Source organism: Clostridium aminobutyricum (genome assembly GCF_017255415.1).
GTDB classification, from domain to species: domain Bacteria; phylum Bacillota; class Clostridia; order Peptostreptococcales; family Anaerovoracaceae; genus Aminipila; species Aminipila aminobutyrica.
The window spans coordinates 18697-30682 of sequence record NZ_JAFJZZ010000004.1; the positions used below are offsets into that span (position 1 = coordinate 18697).

An 11986-nucleotide genomic window follows, 5' to 3' on the forward strand; every position below is an offset into this window, starting at 1 on the left:
CCCTTATCTGCATACGAACGTGGAATTGACATTAACCGCGAAACATTTCCTGAAGTCTTTCTGTGTGCCCGCATGATTTTCTTATTTTTATTTTCGACTGCAATTCGATTTCTTTTGATCGATGCAGTTCTAAATATGCTTGGTTTTTTTGATCTGCATCTTCTATCATGTCAAATAATAGTCTGGCACCGACTACCCCCATCTTATGCAATGGCTTCTCAATGGTGGTCAGCTTCGGGTCTACCATATTTGACATCCGAATATTATCAAATCCTATGATGGATATTTCTTCCGGCATTCGGATGTTATGGTCTTTCATTGCATCCATTACGCCAAATGCAATCAAGTCACTGGTAGCAAGGATGACCTCCGGACGTTCTTGCATCTCAATAAATCTTTTGGCACCCAAATATCCACCTTCAATATTATTTTCTGTTGCTATTATATATGCCGGATTCCGCTCTATGCCTTCTTTCGCCAGAGCTTGTTCGTACCCTTCAATCTTTCTCTTATTCTCCAGCTCAGGCGTCTTCCCATACAGAATGGCAATTTTACGATAACCGACCTCCATTAAATAATTTACGGCTTTAAAAATCGCCTGCTGACAATTTGTTCGAACAACAGGTACGTTGGGCTTGCCCTTATTTTCCCCGATCATCACCACCGGCACACCCTGACTATAGATGTTCTCAATTTCGTCCGCCTCTAGATGAGACGAAATCAAAATGATGCCGTCTACTTTTCTATGGATCAGGCTTTCTGCGTATTGTCTTTCCTTTTCAGGATCATTTTCAACATTACACATAAAGGTAATATAATCCTTTTGACGGGCCACATCTTCCACACCTTTCACAATTTCCATATTGGCCGGATTCAAAATATGTGGGATCATCAGACCTATGGTCTTGGTCTTGTTAAAATTCAGTCCCCGCGCGAACCAATTCGGAGTATATTCTGCCTCTTGCATAATTCTTTCAATCTTTTCTTTGGTTTCCGGTGCCACACTTTCAGGATGATTTAATACTCTTGATACGGTGGCTACCGATACGCCGGCTTGTTTTGCAATTTGTTTAATATTCATTAGGCTGCAATCTCCTCCTCTTTATCCTTATCTTATGTTGTGAAATGCTATAAAAAAAGCGGGTATTCTGAATGAACCCGCTCCTGAAAGTTATTGTCGATTCTGCTTAAACATCACTTTGGTTACGATATTGTTCAGAATTTTCCTTTATGTAGATTAAACCACTTTCATTGTCTCATTTCAAGGGGAACCTTCCCTTGAATCACTTTTTTGTTACTGGTTACATGTTGACATTTCACCTCATTCTAGAGATAGGTTATTACTCTTGAAGCTTCTTACATGCCATGACTCTTTCCGTGTCGGATATCCCTTTGGAGGTAGGATCGGAAACATATCCAATTAAAGCAACAATCGCACACCCCAGTTTAAATGGATTCATCAGCAGCTCTTTCACTTGTTCCCATAATATATTCCAACTGGTAAATATCTCAGGGCTTATACCTATTGCAGTAAAGATAACAGCAAACAGGCCAATCCAGAAATAAGGGTTTTGTGCTCGAAGCAGCCAATTGATATGCATAATTCCTCTTCTATTGCGTCTGTCGTCCTTCGTTTTTACTTTTTTGCTTTTACGTCTAAATCCCACGACCGTTCTCCTCTCACCTGTTTTAGTAACATTCTATGTCATTTCTTTTTCTATCAGTACCTTTGATTCCTATTTTTGCGATTAACAATCAAATGTCATTTTTTATGTGCCAAGAATGTGTTATATACAATTTTTAAAAAACTGTATATTGTTATTGTATATATCGTTTATATCTACTAATTATCATTTATTGTATCTATTAAAATTATTATTTTTATATCTTTTTTTATATACAACTCACATAGTATAATAGACAATGAACAAAAATAGGAGGACTTTATAATGAAACAGGATACAACTATAAAACGCTTATGTGAAACAGCACTATTTACTGCGTTAGTCTTTTTAGGGATTTTTACGTTTAAATTTCCGCTGCCTTTTGGCTATGTTCATTTAGGAGATTCCATGATTTTTCTTGCTGTACTGATGTTGGGCGGAAAAAGAGGTGCCCTTGCCGGTGGGATTGGCGGCGCTCTTGCAGATTTAATAAGCGGCTACGCCATTTGGATGCTTCCTACATTTCTATGCAAATTCTTTTTGGCGATATGTATGGGAATCATCATAGAAAAACAATTATTTAAATTAGAAGGAAAATCTGCTTGGCTTGTCGGAGGACTGTTGGGAGGACTGGTTCAAACCATCGGATATATGATTGCATCTTATGTTCTGTATGGAATGCCTGCTGTTGTGGTTGCCATACCATCTCTGGCTTTTCAAAGTATCGCTGGGCTTATTATCGCTCTGGTTGTCGCTGCAGCTCTTCAAAAAACAGCATTGCAGAAATATTTTTTACATAGAGCAAACAAAAAAGTAAGTAACGAAGTATCCGATTCTTTATAGATAAAACAATCTTATTCACATATTCATACGCTAATAAGGGCGTTTCCAAACTGTTCACAGTTGGAGACGCCCTTTTTTTTGCTCTATAGATGCTATGCGGCTATGCAGCAGCAAGAAATTATTTTTCTGAGCTAGTTGTTCCTCTTACATATTGCTCGTTATACTCACCGGGGATATGGCCCCTTAAAATAGCCTGCTTCACAGGATTCGCCTCATCAATCATTGTGTTATGGTCTTCCGAATTTTTAAACTCGGAAGTCTCAATTAAACCTTCCGGAAACATTTCGCCGTTAGAAGTTCTCAAATCCACATTATCAACTTTATTTTCCATATTTTTTACCTCCTATTACGATTAGTATGGGTATGGAAGTATAAAATATTCTGTCACAAATAGTTTTTATTAAAAGTAAACTAAATACTCTTTTATTCTTGTCCTTTTTTTGTCCCTTATAAGCATACATTTTAACTTTCCCGATCTTTACAGGAACAATCGGAAGGATTGACACATTTACTTCATCCCTTTCAGCTTTCGGTCATTTTTTATTCCGTGACGGAAATTGAGTTGGATTTTCTGCCACTGACACCGTTCGCTTCATCTACAACAAGAGAGAAGATGTGCGGGGTCATTATAAATATGATTGAAGTTGCATCTGCTAAAACAATGATACCATACTCGTTCAGAGAAATTTCACCAGAAGCGCTTGTAGTAGGACCTGCCATTACCGATATGCTGTCACCAACTTCAACGTAATTATAAATATTTTTAAGAAAGTCCGTATCACAATTTTGCGGGAACGGATCAGGGGGATTCAAATAAGTTATTGAATCATCATACACACTATCAGGGAAATAAAGCATCGTTATTTTATCAATGCTGAAAGCAGCCGGTTGACCTCCTGATTGAAGAATAAGCAAAGGAATGCTTCCGGCATCAGGCGCTTTGTAAAGTGAGTCGATTGTTCCTGAAACGGTTGCAAGCCTATTCGAGAACATACTAACAGCTGCACCCGGATAGATAGTCACCACTTGCTCCAAAAGATTGGCAAATTGATCCAAGGCAAAGCAACGGCTATTGTCAATTGTATATTCATTTAAATAAAAAATACGCAGATTCGCTTTAAATGTCATCATATTTGGTAAAAAAACAGTGGCATTTGAAGCATTTACCAATGAAAAATTAACAGGAGCATCGTCAACATTTAAAACGGCTATTCCGCCCATGTTTCCTGTTTTAATCGGTGAACTGCTATCAAATTCAGTCCCTTTGTCAGAGATCAACTTAAAAATGACACCAGACGAACCAGAGGTTGACTGCATAGATACATACCAATCGATTATATACAGGCCTTGTTCATAAACAGTAATAACCCCGGTGGTGTTATTATAACTCACGTTCCCTATCATACTGATTGTTTCATCAAATATAACATTATCATTATTGTTTATAATGCTATCATTATTATTTTTTTGAAGCTGCAATACTATATTACTCATATCTATACCCTATAACCTTATTTTTTCTTTATATTTATTATATGCTTTTGATTGAAAAACGTTAAAGATAATGGGTGATTGTATCAGATGGCTTGCCTTTCCCAATAAAAATAAGGTACAGCATGAACTGTACCTTATTTTTATTGGGTTTTTAGGAAACATAAGTTATTCTTTTAATGATGCGGTGATAATGGCCATTTTATAAACCTCATCTGCATTACAGCCTCTTGAAAGGTCATTAATTGGGGCATTTAGTCCCTGTAGGATCGGTCCATATGCATCAAATCCCCCGAGGCGCTGAGCGATCTTATAACCAATATTGCCGGCATTTATATCGGGGAATACGAACGTGTTGGCTTTACCTGCGACAGGAGATTCCGGCGCTTTTGTTTTGGCAACTTCAGGCGCAAAGGCAGCATCAAACTGCAACTCACCGTCTATTGGGAAATCAAGATTCATCGCCTTTATTTTTTCAACGGCTTCTCGAACTTTATCTACAGTTTCTCCTTTACCGGATCCTAATGAGCTATATGATAACATGGCAACTTTTGGTTCAATTGAAAAAACTCTTGCCGTTTTAGCCGTTTCGACTGCGATTTCAACAAGTTCGTCAACGTTAGGCGTTATATTGATAGCACAATCACCCATCGCATATCTTTCGTCGCCTTTTTCTGTTACGCGCTGTAAAATAAAGCAACTTGAAACAATGCTGTTTCCAGGTTTTGTCTTAATGATTTGAAGTGCCGGACGAACCGTATCTGCGGTTGAATATGTTGCACCTCCTAAAAGGCCTTGAGCATATCCTATTTTTACCAACATAGTTCCGAAATAATTTGTCTTTTTCAAAACCTCTCTGCAAGCTTCTTCATCCATTTTTCCTTTTCTCAGTTCAACCAATTTAGCAACCATTGAATCCATTTCCGGATAATTTGCCGGATCGAGAATTTCAATACCATCTATAGGGAATCCATATTTTTTTAATGCTTCATGGATTTCCTCGGGATTCCCCAACAACAGCGGCTCCAGAATATTTTCTTGCTTTAAGCGGCTTGCAGCTTCAAGAATTCTTGGATCCGAGCCTTCCGTAAACACAAGTTTTTGTTGATCTTTTTTTAAATTTTCAATCATAGTTTCAAACATCATCTTCATCCTCCTAAAGAAACTTTACCAACTTCGACTCCATAAAAGTATAATGAAGCATTTCATATATTGGTTATGTATTAGTATCTCATTAGAGTATACCATATAAATAGTAGTTCACGACATATTGAGCTTACATTTTGTCCAGTATTTTTTATAGAACTATCGAAGGTTTTTTTAACAGGGCAATTATGAAACTCATATAATAATTAATGATTTTATTTAATAAAAATGATGTTATTCATTAAGTTGGTATGAGGAGTAATAACAATGATTCATAAAAAACAATATGAAGGGATCCCTTCTTGGCAAATAAACATAATCCTTCGTTTATCCAATGCATGGAAAGAATTAGCCATCTTTTCCAGACTTTATCTAATTAGTTCCTATACGGGTCTAGAGGACCGCGAATCTATATCTGATAGATTAGCTGAAATACCAATAGAACTTGGAAATACAATTAGATTATTTTTTGGAGATGATATAGCTGCCAGATATACAGACTTAGTAAATCTACAAGTTTCACTAATAAAAAATTTAATTGACGCTCAAGTAAGAGGTGATGATGCTGCTGTAAAGGATAATATAAATCGATTATACGGCACTGCTGATATGCTTGCCGCTTTACTTTCAAATGCTAATCCATTTTGGACACAAAGTGAAATGCGTAATTTAAGGTATACTTACTTGAGTTTAATGCTAGAAGAAATAACAACATTTATAACAAAAAATTATGCAACTTCTATAGATATATTTGATAGACTTTTATCTTATTCAACTGTATTAGGAGACTATTATGCAAAGGGACTATACGATTATATAATGGCTAATAGAGCAAGAACCCCCTAACCCGTACCCTTGATTCGATTCCCTTCTTGCGAACAAAAAATAAAACAAGAGAGAATAAATCCCTCTTGTTTTTATGGAGCGGGTGAAGGGAATCGAACCCTCGCCTTAGCCTTGGGAAGGCCACGTTCTGCCATTGAACTACACCCGCAAGTTTTTTATGTTGCTGATACATTATATCAAATAAAAAAACTTAATTCAAGCTCATATCAAAAGAAAAGCACCAGAAAATGTCTGGTGCTATCGCTTCATCGCGGTTTATTTTTTATTCGCTTCCATAATCAAGTCACGAACACGTGTAGAAATATGCTTCGCTTCTTCTTTGGATAAACCTGCCGTCTCAATCGGCGGCAATATCGTAATCTTAACGTGTGCTGGATGAATCCAAAAACCATGTGCTTCCATCGCGCGATAAGAACCGTCAATCGCCACAGGCACAATAGGGGCACCTGTTTTCATAGCAATTTTAAAAGCACCCGCTTTAAATTCTCCTGCTTCGTCTTGTTTACTTCTTGTTCCTTCTGGGAAAATAATAATCGAACGGCCTTCTTCAATAACTTTCTCTGCTTCCGCAAAAACTCTTAGCGATTGTCTTGCATTGTCACGATCAATGAAAAGACAGTCAAAAAGTTTCATCCAATTAGAGATCATCGGCATTTTCTCTAAACTGTCTTTTGCAATCACTGGATTGGGTTCTCCTAGTTTAGCAAGCATCAACGGAATATCAAAATTTCCTTGATGATTGCTTGTAAACAACACCGCTCGGTCTGCAGGAATATTCTCAAGTCCCTGTACGGTGCAAGTAACACCTGCCATTTTTAGCAAACTAGACGCCCACTGTAGGACGACTTGATTAATTCCAGATAAGTCTTGCTCCTTTGGAGCGCCTTCAGCTCGTCGCTTCTCATAATATTTTTGTTTTGGGTATATCTTGATGAGATACAACCAAAAATATATGAACCAAATAATAGTACGCATAAGAATTATTACTCCATCTATTTCATTGCTGCTAAAATTTTTGCTGGCAGCATTCTACATCTTTCTTCTGAAACAGAAGCCACAGATACTCTAAGACCTTTTGCTAGCGGTACTAGAAAAATTCCTTCAGCCTGCAGTTTCTTTCCAATTTCATCAGGATTCTCACAAGGAATGGATGCAAAGAAACCTGAGTCAAACGGTACAATTTCAAGACCTACCTTGGCGGCTTCTTCTTCGAAAGCCTTTCCTCGCTTCACTAACACTTCCCTGTAGAATTCTCTTTCTTCGTTCACTTTTTCCAGCAGCTTCAGATCATCATAGATCTTTGTTAAAACTACCATAGAAGCTCTTGTACAGTTGGACCAAGAAGCTCTTGCAGAGAATTGCGTTACCCTTACGAATTCATCTGCTATTTGTTTGTCAGGTGTCATACAGATCATTGCTCCGCATCTCATGCCGTAAAGCGTAAAGGTTTTTGATAAGCTGTACGCAATAATCGGAAGGATATTCTTCGGAAGATTTTCTAGCTTTGGCATAAATTTTCTATACTCAATGCCATCTCCTGCAAAGTCGATATAAGCTACGTCTACTAAAAGCGCCACTTTTTTATCTTGACCTGCAGCTGCCTCCACTGCCGCTAAAATCTGATCCCAATCTTCTAATGTAAAGGTATATCCTGTTGGGTTATGTGCAGGTGTGTTTAAAATAATCATTAGGCTATCTTGCTTCATTAACAGTTCGTTTATTTTTGTTTCAAAAGCTTTTACATTGAATCGGCCTTCTTTATCAAACAAGGTGTATGTCGTAACGCTTCTTCCGATTTCTCCGGCGATAGAGTTATAAGTTGCCCAGAACCAGTCGGAAGTCAGTACCTGATCTCCAATAGCGGTATAGTTCGCAATCGTATTTCGGATTGCGCCGGTTCCACCCGGTGTCGCAACGGCTTCGGTAAAGCACTTTGGTTCATAACTGCCGAAAGTAGCTTTCTTAATGCTTGTTTTAAATTCCGGCGTACCGCCAATCGGTGCATACTCCGCATAATCTTCAGGAGTTAAATTTCTCAATACTTCAACAACAGAGGATAGCACAACGAGTTTCCCTTCATCATCTAAAAGTGCTCCAATTGTGGCATTCGTTACTGCATCTTTTCCTTTTTCTGCAATCATCTCTTTCGCTAATCTGCTGATACCAAAGATCTTATCTTCCAATGGAATAGTTCTTCCATTTGCCTGTGCCATAATAAATTCCGACATGTATACACCTCACTATCACAAAATTTTCCAACTAAAAATTCCCATAACGTCTAAATATCACGAGATATTATACTATAAGTATGCATTTTACACAAGGTTTATCCGTTTATTTATTCATCGTAAAGATTGTATGAAATGCTGTAATAGGGCAATAATAACTTAAGGAGGTGTAAGAAATGCGTCAGAATAGAATAGGAAAAAGTTCAAAAGATAGAGTAGCTATTGCTCTTGTGTTATGTTTCAGTGTTGTTGCCTTGGCTTCTGTTTTTACTGTAAAATCAAGCATCGATAAAATAAATTTATCCAATGACGGTATGATAGCTCAAAACAGTAAACCAGAAGAACAAAGCGTTACAAAGCCGGTCCCAACAGTTGACAGTATGGATAATCCAAGCAGTAAGCAGGGAGAAAATAATAGTAGTGAGAAAAGTGCCGCGTCGTCATGGGCACTCCCTGTAGATGGCACCGTTAGTGTAAAATATTCCACAGATGTACCGATTTATTCAAAAACCCTCGACCAATATATGGTTCACAATGGTATTGACATAAGTGCTCCGCTTGATACGCAAGTAAAAGCTGTAGCAAATGGAACCATCGTAAATGTATATAAGGACGATGCGCTCGGAACAACAATAGAAATTAATCATGGAAATGGCTTTATTACAACATATTCAAATCTTTCTATCGACAGTATGGTAGAACAAGGGGATGTCGTGAAAAAAGGTGATATCATCAGCGGGGTTGGTGATACAAGTCTGTTTGAAGCTTTAGATGGCCCACATCTTCATTTTGAAATGAAGAAAGACGGACAATTGGTGAACCCTGCAGATTATCTGCCCCTATAATAGTTGATAAACCCTGAGTATAGATCACTACACTCAGGGTCTTTTTTTATACTTTAAATCGTACGTAATTTATATTTTTTCCTATTGTTTTAAATTTATCCTCATATTCCGTAGTAATATATTTTGCCGCCAAGTCAGATTGATGGAGGTCTTTACTGCAAAAAACAATTTTATATTCATTTTGTTGAATTTCCTCTAGTGTAAATTCAAATAGCTGATCATTATCTGTTTTAAATTCTATAAAAGCATCTGGCTTCAAGATTTTTTCATATCCTTTTAAAAATTTTGTATGCGTAAGTCTTCTTTTTGCATGTCTCTCTTTCGGCCATGGATCGCTGAAATTTAAAAATAAGCCCGATAGTTCTTCTTCTTCAAAAAATTCCGTGACGTCTTGCATAAAAGCTTGCACAAATCGTATATTACCGATATTAGATTTGTCTGCTTTTTCAAGGGCCCTTAGAATAATAGTTTCTTGCGCCTCTATCCCTATAAAATTAGCATTCGGATTATGTTCAGCTTGTTTCAATAAGAATTGTCCCTTTCCGCATCCAAGTTCCAGATACAACTCTTTTTCATTTTCAAAAACTGTGTTCCATTTTCCTTTCATGGCTTTGCCATCTTTCACGCTGTAGGCAGCGTACTCTTCTAACCGTTTTTCTACATTCTTTACTTTTCTTTGTCTCATTCTATTGTCCAATCTATTACTTAATGAAAACCAATGGTTTGATCCTTTACTATAAGTTTTCCTCTACTCGATAACGATCACGATAGTTTTACCGTGTTCATACCAATTGTAGACAAACTTGGCGTGAGAGGTGTAGTTTCTGACACATTTGTGCGATAAAGGAATTGTACCGATGGTGCTGGAAAATTCCTTTATACCCGGATCAAGCCTCTGTCCGGTGGATGAATATTTATAAGCAGTGGAGATTCCGTGAATGTAAGCACCCGCGGTAAAACGTACCGCATACGGTGCATACCCCTCTATCGTATTTGTGCCGTCTTGCAGATAATAAAAACGTTCTCTCCTCTCAATCGCATAATAGTAGCCTAAAGGAGTGGGCTGATGATATTGCCCGACCTTGCCTGTAGTGGCCATGCTATAAGAAGTAATAGACCAGACGTCATTCCATCCTGCCTTAATACCGTTTCCCTCTGCCTTCCATAATAAGTCCGAATTGTCCTTGTCTCCGCCTGAGGTGTATTCTCTGCCTTTTTCAAAAGTTGCGATATTTTGGTTCGTTCGATCTACAACGATTGCTTTTTCCAGGGAAGTTAAGCAGTCATCCGTTCGAACATATTGTCTTGGAACAGAATACTCCAGATCCGTTCCTACCGGAGAAATCAAGGTGTAATCGCTGTCCTCTTCCAACACATTGACCAACGTACCATCCGGTAGATACACAAACTCATTCAAGTCCTGTAAGTTCGGATAGGCAGGGGCGCTCGCACTCCTGCTGTTGCCTAGGCTGTCAACAGTTCCATTTTTATAATAAGGAGAATATCCGTTTCGATTTTTATAATTATCAATGTACGTTAAACGATGCTGCGTGGCAGCTTCATCTGCTATTTTGATATGTTTAAGCATTTCGTCAAATTGGAAATGCCTTTCCTCTCCGTTTATCGTATACGTATACGGCTCTTCAACCAAATATTTGTCATACTTTAAATTAAATCTATACGGATTGGTTCCTTGTTCTTTTTCAGCAGACTTGTCTTGCGGCTTCTCCGCTAATTCATCTGAATCTTTCTTCTGTGTTTGACTGATTTCAGAAGCCTGTCCTTCGGATAACTCCGTTAAGCTGTTCGATTCCTCCGATTCAACAGTCACCGATTCTGAGCTTTCTAAAATCTTAGCCTGTGAAGTAGGGCCTATAATCAATATAAATAATAGAATCACAATTAGACTCAATGTTATGAGTATCAATTTAATATGCTTCACTCAACACCTCGACTCCTGACATTTTAAAGTTTGATAGCAGTAAAAGATTTATTATACTATTCTCCATAATATATGTGATTCAAAAATTATTAATGCTAAAAACATGATAAGTATTACAATTGCTGTCGTATCTCTGCCCTTCAACTTCATTTCATGGAGCCTCGTTCTGTGCTCACCGCCCCTGTAACACCTAGCCTCCATCGCCATAGCTAAATCCTGTGCGATACGAAACGCACTGATAAATAGCGGTACAAGCAACGGAATTAACCCCTTCGCTCTTTTCATGATATTTCCGCTTTCAAAATCTGCTCCTCTTGCCATTTGCGCTTTCATGATTTTATCCGTCTCTTCAAGCAGCGTTGGAATAAATCGCAGGGCAATGGTCATCATCATCGCCAATTCATGAGCGGGTACCCCGAATTTTTTCAGCGGGTTTAATAGGTACTCCATCCCATCTGTTAAGCTGATTGGCTTTGTGGTTAACGTAAGCACGGAAGAACCGAAAATAAGCAAAATAAGCCGTGATCCCATAAAGCATGCATTGTATAAGCCTTCTTTGGTTAACCTCAAGAAACCCAGTTGATATAAGGTTTGTCCGTCCGTCATAAACATGTTAATCAAAAAGGTAAACGCAATAATTAGAAATACTGGTTTTAATCCTTTTGCAATAAAACGAAAAGGCACTTTTGATATAGCGATTACAATTGCTAAGGCCAGTGAAGACAATACAAACCCAATAAAATCTGTTACTACAAAAAGTGCAATAATATATAGAAATGTACCGACAATTTTAACCCTTGGATCCAGTTTGTGAATCGGTGATTCATTTGGGTAATATTGCCCTAACGTAATATCTCTGATCATAATTTTTCCTTTACACGAAAAACGTGCCTTACGCACTTACCAGACAATTGCTTCGCAATTGTCTGGTAAGTGCTATACGGAAATTCGCCGGCTTGAGCCGGTCGGAATTTTTCCGTT

The 11986-nt window shown here is 37.9% G+C and carries 13 protein-coding genes and 1 tRNA gene; 3 read left to right on the top strand and 11 right to left on the bottom strand.

Annotated features, from left to right (window positions below; all coding sequences use genetic code 11):
• Positions 1-31: 31 nt before the first annotated feature.
• Both JYB65_RS09810 and JYB65_RS09815 read right to left on the bottom strand, forming a co-directional pair.
• Positions 32-1081, bottom strand: a complete 1050-nt coding sequence (locus JYB65_RS09810; protein WP_206582500.1) for a LacI family DNA-binding transcriptional regulator — start codon at positions 1079-1081, stop codon at positions 32-34.
• A gap of 259 nt (positions 1082-1340) precedes the next feature.
• Positions 1341-1667, bottom strand: coding sequence for a phage holin (locus JYB65_RS09815; RefSeq protein WP_342366653.1), 327 nt, complete (start codon positions 1665-1667; stop codon positions 1341-1343).
• Positions 1668-1949: 282 nt separating this feature from the next.
• Here JYB65_RS09815 and JYB65_RS09820 point away from each other — a divergent pair, with 282 nt between their 5' ends.
• On the top strand, positions 1950-2507 hold the full coding sequence (locus tag JYB65_RS09820) for an ECF transporter S component (protein WP_206582501.1): 558 nt from the start codon (positions 1950-1952) through the stop codon (positions 2505-2507).
• Between the two features lie 118 nt (positions 2508-2625).
• Here JYB65_RS09820 and JYB65_RS09825 read toward each other — a convergent pair whose 3' ends face one another.
• From JYB65_RS09825 to pta, 3 genes are all read right to left on the bottom strand, one after another.
• A complete protein-coding gene (locus JYB65_RS09825; RefSeq protein WP_206582502.1) occupies positions 2626-2838 on the bottom strand; it encodes a hypothetical protein in 213 nt (70 codons plus the stop codon).
• Positions 2839-3047: 209 nt separating this feature from the next.
• Positions 3048-4001 carry a hypothetical protein gene (locus JYB65_RS09830; protein WP_206582503.1) on the bottom strand — a complete coding sequence of 318 codons (954 nt, stop codon included), beginning with the start codon at positions 3999-4001 and terminating at the stop codon, positions 3048-3050.
• Positions 4002-4166: 165 nt separating this feature from the next.
• Positions 4167-5141, bottom strand: coding sequence for a phosphate acetyltransferase (gene pta / locus JYB65_RS09835; RefSeq protein ID WP_206582708.1), 975 nt, complete (start codon positions 5139-5141; stop codon positions 4167-4169).
• Positions 5142-5411: 270 nt separating this feature from the next.
• Here pta and JYB65_RS09840 point away from each other — a divergent pair, with 270 nt between their 5' ends.
• Entirely contained in the window at positions 5412-5990 is a 579-nt protein-coding gene (locus JYB65_RS09840; protein WP_206582504.1) for a hypothetical protein, read from the top strand.
• A 74-nt stretch (positions 5991-6064) separates the two neighbouring features.
• Here the strand turns inward: JYB65_RS09840 and JYB65_RS09845 are convergent.
• The 3 genes from JYB65_RS09845 to JYB65_RS09855 form a co-directional block, all read right to left on the bottom strand.
• A tRNA-Gly gene (locus JYB65_RS09845) sits at positions 6065-6138 on the bottom strand.
• A 107-nt stretch (positions 6139-6245) separates the two neighbouring features.
• Positions 6246-6965 carry a lysophospholipid acyltransferase family protein gene (locus tag JYB65_RS09850; protein WP_206582505.1) on the bottom strand — a complete coding sequence of 240 codons (720 nt, stop codon included), beginning with the start codon at positions 6963-6965 and terminating at the stop codon, positions 6246-6248.
• Positions 6966-6982: 17 nt separating this feature from the next.
• On the bottom strand, positions 6983-8218 hold the full coding sequence (locus JYB65_RS09855; protein WP_206582506.1) for a pyridoxal phosphate-dependent aminotransferase: 1236 nt from the start codon (positions 8216-8218) through the stop codon (positions 6983-6985).
• Positions 8219-8394: 176 nt separating this feature from the next.
• Between JYB65_RS09855 and JYB65_RS09860 the strand changes: the two genes are divergently transcribed.
• Positions 8395-9063 carry a M23 family metallopeptidase gene (locus tag JYB65_RS09860; protein WP_206582507.1) on the top strand — a complete coding sequence of 223 codons (669 nt, stop codon included), beginning with the start codon at positions 8395-8397 and terminating at the stop codon, positions 9061-9063.
• 46 nt (positions 9064-9109) lie between these two features.
• Here JYB65_RS09860 and trmB read toward each other — a convergent pair whose 3' ends face one another.
• The 3 genes from trmB to JYB65_RS09875 all read right to left on the bottom strand — a co-directional run bounded on the left by trmB (position 9110) and on the right by JYB65_RS09875 (position 11869).
• The gene (trmB, locus tag JYB65_RS09865) at positions 9110-9748 is read right to left on the bottom strand and encodes a tRNA (guanosine(46)-N7)-methyltransferase TrmB (protein WP_206582508.1); all 639 of its coding nucleotides are present in this window, start codon (positions 9746-9748) and stop codon (positions 9110-9112) included.
• Positions 9749-9811: 63 nt separating this feature from the next.
• Entirely contained in the window at positions 9812-11005 is a 1194-nt protein-coding gene (locus JYB65_RS15125; RefSeq protein ID WP_206582509.1) for a L,D-transpeptidase family protein, read from the bottom strand.
• 51 nt (positions 11006-11056) lie between these two features.
• On the bottom strand, positions 11057-11869 hold the full coding sequence (locus JYB65_RS09875; protein ID WP_206582510.1) for an energy-coupling factor transporter transmembrane component T family protein: 813 nt from the start codon (positions 11867-11869) through the stop codon (positions 11057-11059).
• Between the last annotated feature and the right edge of the window lie 117 nt (positions 11870-11986).